Origin of the sequence: Romboutsia hominis, assembly GCF_900002575.1 — a bacterium.
Taxonomy (GTDB): Bacteria; Bacillota; Clostridia; order Peptostreptococcales; family Peptostreptococcaceae; genus Romboutsia_C; species Romboutsia_C hominis.
On the sequence record NZ_LN650648.1, the window covers coordinates 2,898,012 to 2,915,629 of the forward strand.

A 17,618-nucleotide genomic window follows, 5' to 3' on the forward strand; every position below is an offset into this window, starting at 1 on the left:
TTTTTTGCAAGATAAATTTATATAGCTTTTTATGATATAATTCTTCTTGATAATTATGTAGGCTACATTTAATATCACATTTTTATGATATAATTTAAAGCGAGGTGATAAAATGTTTTTTAAAGAACCTAATGAGGTTGACTTAGGTGATACATCCATTCCAAATATCTTTATAGATATATTTATGCCTATGGCGGACGGGTTATACGTTAAAGTTTATCTCCTTGGATATAAAAATGCTTGTGACCCAAGTTCTAATCCTAAGTTTAACAATAATTCTATTGCAAAAGACTTAAATATCCCTCTTTCAGATGTGTTATCAGCATGGAAGTTTTGGGAAAGCAAAAATATAATTAAAATGCACAAAAACGAAGGCCTTGATGAATTTGATTATTCTGTTGAGTTTTTAGATTTAAAGAAACAGTATATAGAAAATACCACTGTTAATACTAAATCTATTAAATCAAATACAGACTCTATCGTTTCTGTTGCTGAAAACCCAAGCATTAGAAAGATGTTTAACTCTATAAATCAAATTGTAGGCAGACATCTTGACCCAGGTGAAAAAATTAGTATTTTAGATATAATGAATAAATACAATATGAATCCAGATATGATTGTTTATGCTTATGAGAATGTAAAAGAAAGAACTGGTTCTTCCAAGCCTGTTAAATATATTGAGAGTATAATTAGAAACTGGTATGATAGCAACTTATATACTCCTGATGATGTTAAGGTTAGTTTTAATGCTAGAAGTGAAAGATATACGATATACAAAACTATATTTAATGAATTAGGATTCTTTAGACAGCCTTCTAGGTCTGAAAAAGAAACTATGGATATATGGTTAGATCAATTTAATATGGATATTGAATTAATTCTTGAAGCTTGTTCTAAGTCCAAAAATATTTCTAATCCTTCTATAACATACATTGATGGTGTTATTAAAAGTTGGAATAATAAAAGCATAAAAAATCTTCAAGATTTAAAGATACAAGAAGAATCAAGAAAATTAAAAGAAAATGTTGGTAAATTTTCCTCTAATAAGACTTCCGAAAATTATAAAAAGACTAAGTTCCATAACTTTAATGAGACATTCACTCAGTATAGTCCAGAGGAATTAGATAGAATTATCGAAAAAAGTCAGAAGGAAAAATTTAGGTAGGTGATTAGATGAACGAAAGTAAAATAAGAGAGATCCTGCTAAAGTACGAGCAAAAAAGAGATGCAGATGAACTTGACTTAGAAAACAGAAAAAAAGAACTTTATACTCGAATACCAGAAATTCAGCATATAGAAGATGAGATTAGTAAAATTGGACTTAAACTAGCTAAGGCTGTTTTACTTGATCCTAATTCAAGAGAAAAAATAGTAAAGGAATCTAAAGAACAAATGGATACTCTAAAAGCTAGAAAATCTCTTCTTCTAAAAACTCATGGTATACCTGAAAATTATTTAGAGATGAAGTATGATTGTAATTACTGTAAAGATACTGGTTTTACACCAAATGGTGAAAAATGTAGTTGTTTTAAGCAGGAAATAATCAATGAAGCTTACAAAATGTCTAATTTAGATAGAGTTTTAAGTAAAGAGAATTTTGCCAATTTCAATTTTGATATATTTTCACCTGTAAGACCTGAAGGTGCTGGTATATCACCTAGAGAAAACATGCTTGATATATTCTCTATTTGTGAAAAATTCGTATTAGATTTCGATAAAGATAATGGTGAAAATTTACTTTTCTATGGTTCTACTGGATTGGGAAAAACTTATATGTCTAACTGTATTGCCAAAGATTTATTAGATAGAGGATATGTAGTTATATATCAAACATCTTTTAAAATCCTAGAAATTATTGAAGACTATAAGTTTAGAAGAGATCCTAATAATAAAATGGCTAATGAAAATTATAAAAATCTATTCGATTGTGATTTATTGATAATAGATGATCTTGGAACTGAACTAAATAATTCATTTACAAGTGGTGAAATTTTTAATATAGTTAATACTCGATTAGTATCTGGTAAAAAGATAATAATCTCTACAAACTTATCACCTAATCAAATAGGAAAAACTTATACTCAAAGAACTTTATCTAGAATATTAGATAAGTTTAGGCTTATAAAGTTTGTTGGTAATGATTTAAGATGGGAAAGATATAAATAGGAGAAAAATATTATAATATTTTTCTCCTATTTTAGTATTATTTATAGTTAATTCTGATCATTTTATTATAGAATTTTTTATAATTACTATTTAGATTTCTTTTTGCTTTTTATAAATAAAGATGCAATTAAACCAAGTAATGATATAACAGCTACACCTATAAATAAGTGAGCATAACCTTGATTCATAGTGTATTGATACGCATTTTCTATGGCTGGTTTAGCTTTATCTAAACTTGTTAAGTAATTACTTTTTAATGCTGCAAAATCCATATTAGGATTTACTGACATAGTATGTTGTATACCATTGAGCATAGACATCATAAAAGATTTAACTGTTTCAAATATATTAGTAACATCTGCATTTTGTAATTTATTCATCATATCTGCTGATGCTGTACTACTTCCTAATGCACCTCCTGTTATCCCTTGTATATGTGGCATTACTTTTTCTATTGCACCTGGTACATTTCTGCCTGCATCTGATACGAAGTTTATCAGTAAGTTAGGTGATATAGCTACACCTATAGAGCGAAGTAATGAAACTGTTGATTGCCCCATTGATATTTCTTCTGGTTTAACTAAACTCATCATTAAATAATTTACAGGTGTTCCCATGGTAAATCCCATACCTATGCCCATAAATACTAATCCTATAGTTAAGTTTGTGAAATTGGGATGATTTGCAGTTATAACTGCCTGATATAATACACCGAATATATTAGCTAAAAATCCTAGTAATAATAATCTCTTAACACCAAATTTATCTATAAACTTACCACCAAGTGGAGCTGATATACCAGTAAATACAGCAAATAAAGTTACTATATAGCCACCACTACCTCTTTTTAACTTTAATACATTTTCAGCAAATTGTGGTAAAAATACAGTACTCATAAGTCCACATCCCACTATAAGACTTATAAATAAAGTTAATGCTATTTGCTTATTAGTAAAGAAACTTAAGTTTAAGACAGGGTCTTCTGCTCTTTTTTCTATATATATAAATATTGGAACCATTATTATAGATATTAATAAATATGGCCAAACATCTAATGTCTTAATTGAATTTCCAAAATCATAGAATTTAAGATTTGTTAAAGCATACATTAATGATGCAATTAAAATACTTAATATTAAAGACCCCCAAATGTCCATTTTTTTAATATCTGAGTCTTTTTTATTTTCTTCTAGTTTTAACGCTGCTCCTATTATAATAATGCTTATAGGTACATTTATTAAAAATAAATATCCCCATTTACCATCTCCAGCCACAGAAAGTATAAAACTTCCTAGCGTTGGTCCAAGAACAGTTGCTATTCCATATATTCCTCCAACTAATCCAAGTGCTGACCCTCTTTTTTCTTCAGGGAAAGATGAGCCTATATATGCTGTGGCTATTGGCATTATACCTCCGCCACCTATTGCTTCGATAACTCTTGAAGTTAGTAAAAATCCATAGCTCCCTACTATATCTGATATTCCACAAAGTAAAGAACCTGTGGCAAATAATGTAACACAAATCATATATACCTTTTTTCTACCATATGTATCTGCTAACTTACCTGTTATTGGCATAGATACAGCATATGCTAAAGTATATATGGTTATCATCCACACGCTAGCTGATTCTGATATTCCAAGTCCACTAGCTATTACATTTCTTGCTGGTGATACTATTCCAGAGTCCATAGCCCCCATAAAAATTCCAAGTAAAAATACTAACATAGCGATGCTTGTACTCTTCTTTTTTAATGCTTCACTCATGAAAAACTCACTCCTATTCATAATTATAAATGCTTATAATGTAAGAGTTATTGCTTCATATTCTATTTAAAAATTTTAATTATAACTATTTTAAAGTTTAATATTCTATATATAAATATTCCATATTAAAATAACTACAATTTTATGATATAAGAAATTTTATATTTTCCCTTACATTACCTACTAATATTGGAAAAATTTAATTTTAGCCAATACTATCCTATATACCCTTATAGAGGATATTTATTCATATATTAATTAAAATTATATTTACACAATAAAAAACTCTTAGATAAAATCTAAGAGTTTGATTGGAGCTGGTGATAGGAATCGAACCTACAACCTGCTGATTACAAGTCAGCTGCTCTACCGTTGAGCCACACCAGCATATGATATTTAAATTGGCGACCTGGAAGGGACTCGAACCCTCGACCTCCAGCGTGACAGGCTGGCATTCTAACCAGCTGAACTACCAGGCCGCATATAAATTGGTGGGACTAACAGGGCTCGAACCTGTGACCCCCTGCTTGTAAGGCAGGTGCTCTCCCAGCTGAGCTATAGTCCCAAAATGGTGACCCATAGGGGAATCGAACCCCTGTTACCGCCGTGAAAGGGCGGTGTCTTGACCGCTTGACCAATGGGCCGTGCTGAGTAAAAATTAAAATGGTGACCCATCCGCGACTCGAACGCGGGACACCCTGATTAAAAGTCAGGTGCTCTACCGACTGAGCTAATGGGTCATTTCCTTTTTTGCCTTTCGGCTTGTTCGTGTTTCTCTCACTCACAAATATTATTATATTAGGTTCATACACTTTCGTCAACACTTTTTTTACATTTTTTTATATTTTTTTACTTTTTTGTTTATTTTTCTCTCAACCTTAGTAAATAACAGAGGTTCATAAATTAATTTTTTATTAAAAAATACTTAATTTTAGATTTTTACCAATTATATAATCTATATTTTTCTTAAATTAGGGTATAAATATTAATTTATAAGTAAGTATTCTAATTGTTTTTTATTCAGTAAAACTTTTTGTAGAATATATTTTTATAAGTATAAATAAAAATATATTTATCTCTAACTTAATTTTATATATTTTAATTTTTATATATAAAAAAGTGTAGTGGATATAATCCACTACACTTATATATATTAAGCAAATATATTTCTTCTTATTATAGTTTGAGCTCTGTTTGGTCCTACTGAAACCATATCTATGTTAACTCCAACTATTTCTTCTATTCTATCTATATATTTCTTAGCATTTTCTGGAAGATCTTCGTATCTTTCTATAGTTGTTAAATCTTCATTCCATCCATCTAATTCTTCATATACAGGTTCGCACTTAGCTAAATCTTCTAATGATGCTGGGAAATCTGTTATTATCTTGTCTCCCATTTTGTATCCTGTACATATATTTATTTTTTCGAATCCACTTAAAACATCTAATAACATGAATGATATACTAGTTAATCCGTTTACTCTTGCAGCATATTTAACTATTACAGCATCAAACCATCCACATCTTCTAGATCTTCCTGTTACTGTACCAAACTCATGACCTTGGATTCTTATTCTTTCTCCTATTTCATTATCTAATTCAGTAACAAATGGTCCTTCTCCAACTCTTGTAGTATATGCTTTTACTATACCTACAACATCTTTTATCATGTTTGGTCCAATACCTGCTCCTATAGAGAATCCTCCTGATGTTGGATGAGAAGATGTAACGTATGGGTACGTACCTAAGTCTAAGTCTAATAATGTTCCTTGTGCACCTTCGAATAATACTTTTTTACCAGCTTTTATAGCATCATATACTACAACTGAAGTATCTGCAACATTTTTTCTTATTTGCTCTGCATATCCTAAATACTCATTGTATATAGTTTCAAAGTCAAACATTGCTTCTTTTCCGTATACACCTTGAACTAATTTATTCTTAGCATCTATTTGTGCTTTTAATTTCTTAGCAAATATGTCTTTATCCATTAAGTCACATATTCTTATTCCTGATCTCTCAGTTTTATCCATGTAACAAGGTCCTATTCCTTTTTTTGTAGTCCCTATTTTGTTATCTCCTCTAGCTTCTTCTGCTAGTGCATCTAATTCCTTGTGATATGGTAATACAACATGGGCTCTATCACTTACTTTTATGTTGCTAGTATCTATATTTTCTTTATTTAAAGTCTCTATCTCTTCTAAAAATCCTTTTGGATCAAACACTATACCATTTCCTATTACATTTATAGTGTTAGGATTTAATACTCCAGATGGTATTAGACGTAAAGCGAATTTTTTGCCATCTACAACTAATGTATGTCCGGCATTATTTCCACCTTGTCCTCTTACTACTACATCTGCTTGTGTAGCAAGGTAATCTATAACTTTACCTTTTCCTTCGTCTCCCCATTGAGATCCTACAATCGCTACTGTTTTCATATAACTCACCTCTACTATAGATTTTCGAACACTTTACCAATACATTTTATCAAACATTCGATACATTTTCAAACTTTTTTATTTACACTTTGAGTTTAATATGTATTTTTTTATATCTTCTAAGCTATTTAAACTCTTTATTATTCCTTCTGATTCTTCTATATTTTTTATAAATGTTCCTACTTCTTCTATTTTAGATACACCTAAAATTTCTTTATTTTCTCCAGACATTGTATCCATCATCATAATCTTATAATTAGATCCTTTTTTGCAGTAAAATACTAATGTCTCCTTTATATTATTATCAATTATTCTAAATAAATTTATTTCTTTGTTTATTTCTATTATTTTTGGATATATATATAATACATTTATATGCAACACATTTTTCCCCCATAAAAAATTTGTATTTATAAATATTAAGTTGTAAACAATAAAAGCAAGCTAATAGCTTGCTTTTTTTTGTACTTATTCACATTTATCAACAGGTTACATGTGGATAATGTGGATAAGTCTTTTTGTATTTTTCAACACTTATGATTTTTTTCCTACATTTATCCACATACTTTAACCAATTTCCAAAAAAACTTCTGTGGATATCTTGGTTACATATCCCTAGATTTATCCGCAAATTTTTGAACTTCACCAAGCCAAACTAGCTCTACTGCACCAGTTTCACCGTGTCTATTTTTAGCTATTATTACCTCTCCTATGTTCTTTTTTTCTGAATCTGGATGATAATATTCATCTCTATATAAAAACATTACTATATCTGCATCCTGCTCTATTGCTCCAGATTCTCTTAAATCTGATAGCATAGGTCTATGATCTGCTCTTTGTTCTGGTGCACGAGATAGCTGAGATAATGCTACTACCGGACAATTAAGTTCTTTTGCGATTATTTTTAAAGATCTTGATATTTTTGATATTTCTTGTTGTCTACTTTCATTATTACCTTCACCTTCCATAAGTTGAAGATAATCTATAAGTATTAAATCTAATCCCTGCTCTATTTTAAGTTTTCTACATTTTGATCTTAACTCAGATATTTTTATACCTGGAGTATCATCTATATATATCTTAGCATTAGATAAAACTGCCATAGAATCTATTATTCTAGGCCAGTCATTTTCTCCTAGCTTTCCTGTTTTTAATTTTTTAAGCTCTACACTAGATTGTGATGATAACATACGTTGAACTAACTGTTCTTTAGACATCTCTAAACTAAATACAGCTACAGATGCATCACCTTTTAGTGCTGCATTTTGAACAAGATTTAATGAAAATGCAGTTTTCCCCATAGCTGGACGAGCTGCTATTAGTATTAAATCTGTTCTCTGTAGTCCATTTATCTTTTTGTTTAAGTCTTTAAAACCAGTTGTTATTCCTGTTATTTCACTCTTTGATGTGTACAGATGTTCAATCATATCATAAGTATCCATTAGTACGCTATTTATAGATTTAAAATCATCACTAGCTTTTTCTTGAGATATATCAAATATCTGTTTTTCTGCTTTTTCTAAGACATCTTCTATTTTCGAGGAACCTTCATATCCTAAGCTTATAATTTCATTAGATGCTTTTATAAGTTGTCTTAAAACTGATTTTTCCTTCACTATATCTGCATAATACTTTACATTAGATGTTGTAGGGACAATCGTTGATAAACTCGTTATATAACTTATGCCTCCTACATCATCTAAATGTCCTTCTTTTTTAAGTTCTTCTGTTAGGGTTATTAAGTCTATTGGTTCACCTTTATTACTTAACTTTATCATGCACTCATATATGATTTTGTGAGCTTCTTTGTAAAAGTCATTTGGCTTTATAGTTTCACTCACCGTTATCATTGCATCTTTATCAAGTAATATAGACCCTAATATAGACTGTTCTGATTCCACACTATGTGGAGGAATTCTAGTCATATCCTCCATTGTTTATCACCTCAAGTGTCTTTTCTATTGTTTCTCTTTTACATCTACTCTCATCTTAGTAGTTACTTTTTGATGTATCTTTATCTCAACGAATCTTGAACCTAAAGCTCTTATTGGTTCATCTAAGTGTATTTTTCTCTTATCTACTTCTATAGAGTGTTGTTTTTTTATTTGTTCTGCTATATCTTTAGATGTTATTGATCCAAATAATCTTCCACCATCACCAGCTTTAGTATATATAACAACGTTTAATTCTTCCATTTTCTTTCCTAATTCTACTGCTGCTTCGTACTCTTTTTGAGCTTTTATCTCTTCAGATTTCTTCTTTTCACCTAATTCTTTTACTGCTGTATTATCTGCTACAACTGCTAATTTCTTTTTAAGTAAAAAGTTTCTTGCGTATCCATCACTTACTTCTTTTACTTCACCTTTTTTACCAGTTCCTTTAACGTCTTTTAATAAAATAACTTTCATCTATTTCTCCTCCTTTATGCATTCGTCAATTATATCTTGTACCATTGAATATGCAGTTTTTAATGAAACACCTTCTAATTGAGCACCTGCTATATCTTTGTGGCCTCCTCCGCCTAGTTTTTCCATAAGAACATGTACATTGGTTTCTCCTAATGATCTAGCACTTATGAATATTTTATCATCTTTTTTACCTAGAACAAATGATGCTTCAACTTCCTTTATATTTAATAATTCATCTGCTGCTTGTGCTATTACTATATTTATGTTATCTGCTACTCTTTCTGTATAAGCTAAACAGATTTTTCCATAAACTATCTTAGCACTTTGTATGATTTCAGCCTTAGTTATAAAATCACTTATGTCTGAGTTAAATAGCTTTTTGACTTCTACAGTATCTGCACCTACTTTTTTAAGATACGATGCAGCTTCAAATGTTCTTACCCCTGTTTTGAAGGCGAAGTTTTTAGTATCTAGAGTTATACCAGCTAATAAACCTTCTGCAGTTAATTTATTTATCTTTACATTATCTTCCATGTATTGGACTAGCTCAGTTACCATCTCACACGTAGATGATACGTATATTTCATGGAATAAAAGTACTGTATCATTTATAAATTCAACGCCTCTTCTGTGGTGGTCTATCACTACAATTTTGTCAGATATACCTAATAGTTCATTACATTCTGTAAAATTAGGTCTATGGGTATCAACAACTACCACAAGTGTATTTCTCGTGCAACTTCTTATAGCTTCTTCGCTATCTATAAATATTCCATCATAATAATCTGAAGATTCTATTCTATCTACAAATATATCTATTGATTCATTTGTACTATCTAGCACTATATTAGCATTTTTACCGCAAGATTTACATATATCATATATTCCAACTGCCGAACCCAGAGCATCCATATCAGGATATTTGTGTCCCATTATATATACATGATCACTTTCTAATATAATTTCTCTTAGTGCATGACCTATTAATCTTGATTTTACTTTTGTAGTTTTTTCTACTGCTTTAGATTTTCCACCGTAGAATACTGACTTATCTTTAGTTTTTATAACAGCTTGATCTCCACCTCTACCTAAAGCTAAATCAAGAGCTCCAGACGCCAATTTTAGATTTTCATTTATGGAATCTCCATCTACACCTATCCCCATACTTATAGTAACAGGTAATGTATTTCCATAGTCTATTTCTCTTATTTTATCTAGTACAGAAAACTTTTCACTTTCTAATTTTTTAAGTTCTTTTTTGTTCATAACTAAGAAAAATTTATCTTTTGATGTTCTTTTTAATGCTGACTTAGATGCATTTTCTAAATTAGAAAGAATTCTTTCTATTTCAACGTTTATCATTGGTCTTTTATCCTCTGATGCACTTTTTAATACGTCATCATATCCATCAACCTGAATCAACATCATAGAATTTTTCTCATCTTCATGCTTTTGTTGTAAATTTAGATAATCTGTCTTATCTAACCAATATAACATCATTAGATATTTTGCATTTTTTTCTTGATCATTTTTTACAACATTGTATACTACAGTATAATCTCTGTCTTTATACTTTACATCTGTGTACATTTCTTTATTTTCATTTAAAACTTTTCTAAGATCTAGATTCTTTACTATATCATCAATGTTTTCACCTAATAAATCTTGTGTTTCCGTCATCTGATGGAATTTATTATTGTACCAAGATATTTTTCCATCAAATTCTAATATACAAAGTGGAATAGGTAAATTCATTATTGCTTTTTTTGTTGTTTCATCTATATCTAAAGATAGATTTTGAATGTAATTATTCCATTCCTTCCTTCTAATATTAGTAGTTTTCCAGTTGTGGAAAACTATATATAAGAAAATAAGGAAAAATAAGCAACCTACATAAAAATCATATAAAAGTAGTGCTGTACTTGCTACACCTATAATTAATATGTATATATTATTTTCTGGCATATTAATTTTCAAGGCTGGTTTGTTCCTCATTACTTCCCTCCTTACGCAGATTTATAGCTTCTTACCTTTCTAAAATCTATTACACTATCTAACATCCCTAAGAAAGATATACCCATAAATCCGAATATATATAGGATTAATCCTGATATAAGTATATTTTTTATTTGACTAGCTTTAAACCAATTTCTTAGGTAATATACAGAAACTGCTATTCCCTGAGCCATAAACATAAAATTAAAAACTAGTTGAAGATTCATTATGATTAAATCACCATGAAAATTTAAGCCTAACATATCAATTAAGAAAACTAGTATGTATAGCATAAGTGACACCATTACTGGATTTCCCGGTAAATAAAAATCTCTAAATTTAGGCATTTCTAAATTTACCATTCTTATTCTTTTTAATATAAATGCCTCAATGTAGTACGTAACAAACGCTAATATTATCCCCTGTAAAAATAGCATTGTAGGTAAAAGATTTTGTGCAAAGGTGATTACATCTTCTACTTTTAATCCACTACTTACATCTACACCTGCATCACCTAAAATTTGAAGCTGAACACTTACAGCTTCCTTCATACCATTCATAAAGTTATCTAATAAATTAGTTTTAAATACCATATTTGCTATAGTATAGAAAATTATAGTTGAAATTATAACTATAATTGTCCCTGCATATATAGGTTCAAACTTATTTTCTTGACCTTTTTTTATGTTTTGTCTTGCAACACTACCTATAACTATCCCAGGAAGTACACTCATAATACTAATACTTACAGCATATGTTATATCTACACCAAATATAAGTATTAAAAAAGTAACTATCAAAGATAATATTGAGTACTTATTGTTACCTATAGTTCCTATTATTGCATAAGGTACTGGTATTAAGAAACTCAGCACACTTAATATAGGCACATATGCTGTTACTAGAGCTAATAATATTCCCAGCGTAACTATCATCGATACTTGTGATAGTTTTACTTTATTATTCAAATTAGATTCACTCCTTATTATCTATATGTTTTTTGAGTTCAGATAACTCACCATACCATCTTTCTATACTATGATTCTCATTTATTCCTAGTTTTATCTTTTCTTTTATTTTATAATCCATTTCGTTAAAACTAATTCCCAATCTTTTTGCTAAAAGGTATGTTATCATTATAATATTTGCTAAAGTATCTTGTAATGCCTCATCTAAAGGCTTTACTCCTTTAAACATTAAGTTGAACAAATCCCCTACGCTCATTAACAACTCTGTTTTCATCCATTCCATTATTTTAACGTTTCTTGCTATATCGGAATTCCTATCTAATCTCACAGTTGCCCCCTCCTTAATATATAAATATTATATCATAAATCATAGTAGATTTAACTAGAATAACAAAAAAACGAGCCATAAGGCTCGTCCTTCTTATTCTACAGTGTATGGTAAAAGTGCTATGTTTCTAGCTCTCTTTATAGCAACTGTTAATTCTCTTTGATGCTTAGCGCATGTTCCAGATATTCTTCTTGGTAATATTTTACCTCTCTCAGTTACATATTTTTGTAATCTTTGAGTGTTTTTGTAATCTATCTTAACGTCTTTTGAAGCACAGAATTGACAAACTCTTCTCTTCTTACGTCTCTTCTTGTTTATCATAACATTTCCCTCCTTTTTAGAATGGTATATCGTCGTCATCTATAGCTTGGAAACCTTGAGGGTCTAATCCTTGTGGTTCGAACGTAGGCTCGAAACTAGGTTCAAATCCTGTTTGACTTCCTTTATTATACGAATTTTCCGATTTATTTCTACTATCTAAGAACTGTACTCTGTTAGCATTAACTCTAAACGCTCTTCTGTTTTCTCCAGCTTGGTTTTGATATACATCCACTCTTATTGAGCCTTGTACAGCTACTAAACTTCCTTTACCGATATAGTTAGCGCAATTCTCTGCAGATTTACCCCAAACTTGTATATCTATAAAATCAGTTTCTCTCTTACCATCTTTGCCTGAGAATTCTCTATCAATAGCTATTGAGAAATTAGCAACAGGAGTTCCACTTCCTGCGATGTATCTTAACTCTGGGTCTCTTGTTAATCTACCCACTAAAACAACATGGTTCATAATAACACCGCCTTTTACATAATAAAACTAGTCATTAAGCAGCAACTATCATGTGTCTTATTACGTTTTCGTTTATCTTTAAGTTTCTATCTAATTCTTTTGGTAATTCAACACCAGCACTGAAGTTTACTAATACATAGTGACCTTCGTTGAACTTAGCTATTGGGTAAGCTAATTTTCTAGTTCCCCATACATCAACGTTAGCTACTTCACCATCAGTAGATATAACTTCCTTAACTTTGTTAAGTACAGCTTCTCTAGTTTCTTCATCAGCATTTGGTTTTACTACGAAAACTAATTCATAATTTCTCATTATCTTTTCACCTCCCTTTGGACTTAACGGCTCTACTTCGTAGAGCAGAGAAATGAGATTCAAATCTCATACTTACACATTTTATCATTACTAAAGATAATTGTCAATTTATATTTCCTCATATATTATGGTAAATTTTTTTGTTTTTAATACGTATATATTAAATTATGATGGATAATACTATTTATATATAGCCCCCATAACTTAAATATATTTCATCCCAATCTCCCATAAAAAAGAGTGACCGCAGGTCACTCTTTTTTTATACTATCTATGCGTTTGCTTTTACTTCCATATGTTTCTTTAAAACTTTACCTAATCTCTTGATTCCCTCAACTATCTTCTCATCTGTAGATGTTGAGTAATTTAATCTAAAACAATTTTCTTTTCCACCATTAGGGAAGAATGATCCCCCTGGAACATATGCAACATTATTTGCTATACAATCTTCCATTATAACTCTTGAGTCTAAATGTTTTGGTAGTTCTACCCATGTGAATAGCCCACCTTCTGGATGAGTATACTCTAAACCTTCTGGGAATTCTTCTTTAATAGTTTTTAACATAAGGTCTCTACGTCTTTTATAAACCTCTTTTAATTTTTCAACATGTTTATCTAAATCATATAATTCTATGTATTTACTAACTTCTCTTTGAGATATACTAGATGCTTGTAGGTCTGCTCCTTGTTTGACGAATATAAATTTGCTTAATATTTCATGAGATGCGCATGTCCAGCCTATTCTATATCCTGGACAGAATATTTTTGAAAAGCTTCCTAAATATATTACCAATCCTTTGTTATCCATTGATTTTAAAGATGGTAATGTATCACCTTCGAATCTTAATTCACCGTATGGGTTATCCTCTATTACTGGTATTTCATATTTATTTATAATTTCCATGAACTTTTTACGTCTTTCCATTGGCCAAGTTCTTCCTGTTGGGTTTTGGAAATCTGGTATTACATATATCATTTTCACTCTATCAGTTGTTTCTAATATTTTTTCTAACTCTTCCATTATCATTCCATCTTTATCTGTTGGAACTTCTATGAATTTTGGTAAATATGCTTTAAAAGCATTTAATGCTCCTAAGTAAGATGGACTTTCACATAAAACTACGTCACCTTCGTCTAAGAAAACTTTCCCTGCAAAGTCTAATCCTTGTTGTGAACCATTAGTTATTAATATATCATCCTTTGTTACATTAGTTTTAGCTTTACTATTCATTCTATCAGCTATATGTTCTCTTAAAGGAGTATAACCTTCAGTTGTAGAATATTGAAGAGCTGATCTTCCATCCTCTTCTAAAACCATAGTCGAAATCTTTTTCATTTCCTCTATTGGGAATAATTCTGGAGCAGGTAATCCTCCAGCGAAAGATATAACTTCTGGTTTTTCCGTCAACTTTAAAAGCTCACGTATTTCTGATCCTTTTAATCCTGCCATTCTCTTTGCAAATTTAACTGCCATAATTAAAGCACCCCCTGAAATTGTTTACCCTGTACTTTAATTATAGCAATGCCAAATTTGATTCGATACTCTCTTTGAAATTTTCTGAATTTTCTATTTTATTCTTTAGTAATTATCTTTTTTACTCTTTTTTCAAAAGTTTCTCTGTCTAGCATTATTTCTCTAGAGCATTTAGTGCATTTTATCTTTACATCCATACCAACTCTAGTTATTTCAAATTCTTTATTTCCACAAGGATGTTGTTTTTTCATTTCAACAACATCTCCTATCTTAATACTTATAGGCATTTAAAATCACTCCTTTTAAACTATCTCTGTTGCTTCTTTTTTTCCACTTTCTAATTTAGTTATTTTATATATACCCTTATATTCTACATCACTTTCTCTTAAAGTTTCTTTTACTTTTTCTATATCATTGTATAAGAATCTTATTGAAATCCCACAGCTAGCCGTTATCTCTCTTGGTGTAGGCAGTGTTGTACATACTATTTCCTTTTCCTTTAATAACTTCTCTGTTCTTATTGCATGATGTGTTGAGTTAAATGATACTATATACATTTCATTCATTGTTTTTCCTCTTTCTAATCTAGTTATTATAGATATTATTTTATATAAATAAGGCTACATATACAATATGTAACCTTATTATGTCCATTATATAGATATAGTTTGTAATGAGTTGTTCATCATTTCTACAATATTATACATATTAGTAACTGTACCTACTTGTAATAATTCTTTTAAGTTGTAATAATCTAAACATGTACCACAAGATAGTATTTCAACTCCATTATTTTCTAGTATTTTTAAGTTTTCTACTGTAGCTTCATTTACTGTTGTAAGTTTTACTCCTGAATTAACAAATACTATGTGCTTTGGATATGGCTTAGTTTCTGTCAAAGTATATATATATCCTTTTATAAGAACTTCTCCTAGTTCATCATTTCCTTGTCCCATTTTATCTGAAGATATAAATATACACTTATTATCTAAATCAACCTTTGTACCTTCTTCTATTTTTACATTTTCACCTTTTATTATTTCGACTACTATTAAATCTTCTTCTTCTCTTAAAACACTACTTTCGCAATTAGATGACTTTGATAGTTTTATTATATTTTCTTTTGCCATTGTATTGTCTACTGTGACTCTTATAACTCCATTTTCTAATTTATCTAATTCTTTCTTTGTATTTATTACTGGTTTTGGACAAGCTAGTCCTCTTGCATCTATTTCTATTAACATAATATCCTCTCCTTACATATTCCTTAAAATAATTCTATCATATATGTAAATTTAAACGTTATAGATTATTTCTATACAATTACTTATCAGATTAATTTTAATTATAAGAAATTTATTTCTTTGATTTTATTTAAATAGACGGTAAATTTTCAAATTGATTCTCTTGTAATCCAACTTCAAGATAAATATATTATAAACCTTTTAAAAATAAAACAGATATAGCGTATGCTATATCTGTTTTATTTTTCTATATTATTTCTAAATTTTTATATAAAGCTACCCCTTTGTGGTAGTACTCTAATTCTTTTTCCTTTGATATATTTGAATATAATTCTCCTAATTCAATATATAATTCAGCTAAAGTTTTAGTATCTCCTAATTCAGATACTATATTTGCACACTTATATAGATATTCTATCGCTGATGTATTTTCATTTTGTGCTTTGTGTATCTTAGAATACAACTTTAAAGCTTTATATTCATTACACTTATTTTTTGATTTTATAGCTAATGCTAGTGCTACTTTACAATACTTTTTAGCTTCTTCAAAATCTTTATTTTCAATATATGCATCTACTATTTTAGATAAACTCTTTATAGTTATCTTGTCTTCACTATTTTTATTTATATCATAGGCTTTTTGAGAATACTCTAAAACCTTATCTATATTTCCTAGGTTTTTATATATATCAGATATTCTCAGATAAACATTTGCTATTCCTGATTTATTTTCTTCTTCCTCCAATAACTCTAATGCCCTTTTAAAACATTCCTTAGAATCATCATACTTTCCAACTTTTAAGAAATTATTGGCCTTTAATAACAACATATCTATTTCATCTTTTATATTGTTTTGCATCTCTATATCACTAATCTTATTTATATAGTATAAAGACTTTTCAGAGTCATTTAACTTCATGTAAGAGTATGCCAGATTACTATACAAATCTTTATGAATATCCATATCCCCGATTTGCCCTTCTGTTAGTAAGTCCTCTGCAAATCCTAGATGTGTTATAGCACCTTTGAAAAATGCTTCTTGTATATATACTTTTCCTATATTCAAATAACATCTAAATATATTTTCTTTATCATTATCTTTTATGAAATAATACAAAGCTTTTTCTAAATTTCCAACTACAAGATTATAGTCTTCTTTTTTTATATTTATCGTTCCTAATAAAAAATTGCATTTTGCATAATTATCTATTAAATTATAATTTTTACATATATTTAAAATTTCATTTATTAATTCTTCCGCTTTTTCAAGTTCTCCTCTTTTTATATGAATTTCACTTTGAAGAATTAAGTTATCTGTTATCCTTCTAGATTGCATTTCTTTAGTTTCTAGTAAATAGTCTACACTTACTTCTAACTTTTGTGATAAGTAATCTAATAACTCATGACTTGTATGAGACTTATCTCTCTCTATATGGCTTATTTGAGCTGCTGTTATTCTATCTCCAGCTAACTCTTTTAATGTCATATTTTTTTCTTTTCTCAGTTTCTTAATTTTCTCTCCTAAGCTTAGAATGTCCATACTAAAATTCCCCCTTGAAACCATTTTCTTATAAGATGATTATAACTTAAATTTATATTAAAAACACTATGTATTTTGTAATATTTTACCTATTTATGTAGGTTTAATCAAATTTATTTTTAGTTTTTTGTTAATATAAATCAAATTTAACTTTTATTTCAATTTATATATTTTAAAATTTACCTA

General features: G+C 29.2%; 18 protein-coding genes and 5 tRNA genes. 2 read left to right on the top strand and 21 right to left on the bottom strand.

The annotated features are described in order from the left end of the window. Positions 1 to 112: 112 nt before the first annotated feature. The gene (locus FRIFI_RS14065) at positions 113 to 1,165 is read left to right on the top strand and encodes a DnaD domain protein (RefSeq protein ID WP_092921645.1); all 1,053 of its coding nucleotides are present in this window, start codon (positions 113 to 115) and stop codon (positions 1,163 to 1,165) included. An 8-nt stretch (positions 1,166 to 1,173) separates the two neighbouring features. After that, positions 1,174 to 2,166, top strand: coding sequence for an ATP-binding protein (locus FRIFI_RS14070; RefSeq protein ID WP_166506162.1), 993 nt, complete (start codon positions 1,174 to 1,176; stop codon positions 2,164 to 2,166). A gap of 86 nt (positions 2,167 to 2,252) precedes the next feature. Here the strand turns inward: FRIFI_RS14070 and FRIFI_RS14075 are convergent, their stop codons facing one another. From FRIFI_RS14075 to FRIFI_RS14175, 21 genes are all read right to left on the bottom strand, one after another. Then, complete coding sequence (locus FRIFI_RS14075) at positions 2,253 to 3,953, bottom strand: MFS transporter (protein WP_242977261.1); 1,701 nt, start codon at positions 3,951 to 3,953, stop codon at positions 2,253 to 2,255. 291 nt (positions 3,954 to 4,244) lie between these two features. After that, a tRNA-Thr gene (locus tag FRIFI_RS14080) sits at positions 4,245 to 4,319 on the bottom strand. Positions 4,320 to 4,334: 15 nt separating this feature from the next. Further along, positions 4,335 to 4,411: transfer RNA gene (locus FRIFI_RS14085), tRNA-Asp, on the bottom strand. Positions 4,412 to 4,421: 10 nt separating this feature from the next. Then, positions 4,422 to 4,497 (bottom strand) — tRNA-Val (locus FRIFI_RS14090). A gap of 4 nt (positions 4,498 to 4,501) precedes the next feature. Continuing rightward, positions 4,502 to 4,576: transfer RNA gene (locus tag FRIFI_RS14095), tRNA-Glu, on the bottom strand. 20 nt (positions 4,577 to 4,596) lie between these two features. Continuing rightward, positions 4,597 to 4,672, bottom strand: a tRNA-Lys gene (locus tag FRIFI_RS14100). 413 nt (positions 4,673 to 5,085) lie between these two features. Next, positions 5,086 to 6,375 (bottom strand): adenylosuccinate synthase, encoded by a 1,290-nt coding sequence (locus tag FRIFI_RS14105; RefSeq protein ID WP_092921651.1) that lies wholly within the window; start codon positions 6,373 to 6,375, stop codon positions 5,086 to 5,088. Between the two features lie 78 nt (positions 6,376 to 6,453). Further along, positions 6,454 to 6,759 (bottom strand): hypothetical protein, encoded by a 306-nt coding sequence (locus tag FRIFI_RS14110; RefSeq protein WP_166506163.1) that lies wholly within the window; start codon positions 6,757 to 6,759, stop codon positions 6,454 to 6,456. A 221-nt stretch (positions 6,760 to 6,980) separates the two neighbouring features. Continuing rightward, complete coding sequence (gene dnaB / locus FRIFI_RS14115) at positions 6,981 to 8,309, bottom strand: replicative DNA helicase (protein WP_092921655.1); 1,329 nt, start codon at positions 8,307 to 8,309, stop codon at positions 6,981 to 6,983. Between the two features lie 24 nt (positions 8,310 to 8,333). Continuing rightward, positions 8,334 to 8,783: a 50S ribosomal protein L9 gene (rplI, locus tag FRIFI_RS14120; protein ID WP_092921657.1), complete on the bottom strand. Its 450-nt coding sequence runs from the start codon at positions 8,781 to 8,783 to the stop codon at positions 8,334 to 8,336. After that, positions 8,784 to 10,778 carry a DHH family phosphoesterase gene (locus FRIFI_RS14125; RefSeq protein WP_092921659.1) on the bottom strand — a complete coding sequence of 665 codons (1,995 nt, stop codon included), beginning with the start codon at positions 10,776 to 10,778 and terminating at the stop codon, positions 8,784 to 8,786. Between the two features lie 11 nt (positions 10,779 to 10,789). After that, the gene (locus FRIFI_RS14130) at positions 10,790 to 11,746 is read right to left on the bottom strand and encodes a DUF2232 domain-containing protein (protein ID WP_092921661.1); all 957 of its coding nucleotides are present in this window, start codon (positions 11,744 to 11,746) and stop codon (positions 10,790 to 10,792) included. Between the two features lie 7 nt (positions 11,747 to 11,753). Continuing rightward, a complete protein-coding gene (locus tag FRIFI_RS14135) occupies positions 11,754 to 12,074 on the bottom strand; it encodes a MazG-like family protein (RefSeq protein ID WP_092921663.1) in 321 nt (106 codons plus the stop codon). Between the two features lie 93 nt (positions 12,075 to 12,167). Continuing rightward, the gene (rpsR, locus tag FRIFI_RS14140; RefSeq protein WP_092921665.1) at positions 12,168 to 12,395 is read right to left on the bottom strand and encodes a 30S ribosomal protein S18; all 228 of its coding nucleotides are present in this window, start codon (positions 12,393 to 12,395) and stop codon (positions 12,168 to 12,170) included. A gap of 16 nt (positions 12,396 to 12,411) precedes the next feature. Continuing rightward, complete coding sequence (locus FRIFI_RS14145; protein ID WP_092921667.1) at positions 12,412 to 12,861, bottom strand: single-stranded DNA-binding protein; 450 nt, start codon at positions 12,859 to 12,861, stop codon at positions 12,412 to 12,414. Between the two features lie 34 nt (positions 12,862 to 12,895). After that, the gene (gene rpsF / locus FRIFI_RS14150; protein WP_092921669.1) at positions 12,896 to 13,174 is read right to left on the bottom strand and encodes a 30S ribosomal protein S6; all 279 of its coding nucleotides are present in this window, start codon (positions 13,172 to 13,174) and stop codon (positions 12,896 to 12,898) included. 271 nt (positions 13,175 to 13,445) lie between these two features. Beyond that, complete coding sequence (locus tag FRIFI_RS14155) at positions 13,446 to 14,648, bottom strand: aminotransferase-like domain-containing protein (protein WP_166506164.1); 1,203 nt, start codon at positions 14,646 to 14,648, stop codon at positions 13,446 to 13,448. A gap of 98 nt (positions 14,649 to 14,746) precedes the next feature. Then, positions 14,747 to 14,935, bottom strand: a complete 189-nt coding sequence (locus FRIFI_RS14160) for a DUF951 domain-containing protein (protein ID WP_166506165.1) — start codon at positions 14,933 to 14,935, stop codon at positions 14,747 to 14,749. Between the two features lie 15 nt (positions 14,936 to 14,950). Beyond that, positions 14,951 to 15,214: a putative Se/S carrier protein gene (locus tag FRIFI_RS14165; RefSeq protein ID WP_166506166.1), complete on the bottom strand. Its 264-nt coding sequence runs from the start codon at positions 15,212 to 15,214 to the stop codon at positions 14,951 to 14,953. 87 nt (positions 15,215 to 15,301) lie between these two features. Then, a complete protein-coding gene (yedF, locus tag FRIFI_RS14170; RefSeq protein WP_166506167.1) occupies positions 15,302 to 15,892 on the bottom strand; it encodes a sulfurtransferase-like selenium metabolism protein YedF in 591 nt (196 codons plus the stop codon). A gap of 247 nt (positions 15,893 to 16,139) precedes the next feature. Continuing rightward, positions 16,140 to 17,432, bottom strand: coding sequence for a helix-turn-helix domain-containing protein (locus tag FRIFI_RS14175; protein ID WP_166506168.1), 1,293 nt, complete (start codon positions 17,430 to 17,432; stop codon positions 16,140 to 16,142). Positions 17,433 to 17,618 lie beyond the last annotated feature (186 nt).

Coding starts and splice junctions, on each gene's coding strand:
- FRIFI_RS14075 (WP_242977261.1), bottom strand. CDS start 3,953: ATGAATAGGAGTGAGTTTTTCATGAGTGAAGCATTAAAAAAGAAGAGT.
- FRIFI_RS14145 (WP_092921667.1), bottom strand. CDS start 12,861: ATGAACCATGTTGTTTTAGTGGGTAGATTAACAAGAGACCCAGAGTTA.
- FRIFI_RS14160 (WP_166506165.1), bottom strand. CDS start 14,935: ATGCCTATAAGTATTAAGATAGGAGATGTTGTTGAAATGAAAAAACAA.
- FRIFI_RS14065 (WP_092921645.1), top strand. CDS start 113: ATGTTTTTTAAAGAACCTAATGAGGTTGACTTAGGTGATACATCCATT.
- FRIFI_RS14175 (WP_166506168.1), bottom strand. CDS start 17,432: ATGGACATTCTAAGCTTAGGAGAGAAAATTAAGAAACTGAGAAAAGAA.
- rplI (WP_092921657.1), bottom strand. CDS start 8,783: ATGAAAGTTATTTTATTAAAAGACGTTAAAGGAACTGGTAAAAAAGGT.
- yedF (WP_166506167.1), bottom strand. CDS start 15,892: ATGTTAATAGAAATAGATGCAAGAGGACTAGCTTGTCCAAAACCAGTA.
- FRIFI_RS14125 (WP_092921659.1), bottom strand. CDS start 10,778: ATGAGGAACAAACCAGCCTTGAAAATTAATATGCCAGAAAATAATATA.
- FRIFI_RS14155 (WP_166506164.1), bottom strand. CDS start 14,648: ATGGCAGTTAAATTTGCAAAGAGAATGGCAGGATTAAAAGGATCAGAA.
- FRIFI_RS14165 (WP_166506166.1), bottom strand. CDS start 15,214: ATGAATGAAATGTATATAGTATCATTTAACTCAACACATCATGCAATA.
- FRIFI_RS14105 (WP_092921651.1), bottom strand. CDS start 6,375: ATGAAAACAGTAGCGATTGTAGGATCTCAATGGGGAGACGAAGGAAAA.
- dnaB (WP_092921655.1), bottom strand. CDS start 8,309: ATGGAGGATATGACTAGAATTCCTCCACATAGTGTGGAATCAGAACAG.
- rpsF (WP_092921669.1), bottom strand. CDS start 13,174: ATGAGAAATTATGAATTAGTTTTCGTAGTAAAACCAAATGCTGATGAA.
- FRIFI_RS14070 (WP_166506162.1), top strand. CDS start 1,174: ATGAACGAAAGTAAAATAAGAGAGATCCTGCTAAAGTACGAGCAAAAA.
- rpsR (WP_092921665.1), bottom strand. CDS start 12,395: ATGATAAACAAGAAGAGACGTAAGAAGAGAAGAGTTTGTCAATTCTGT.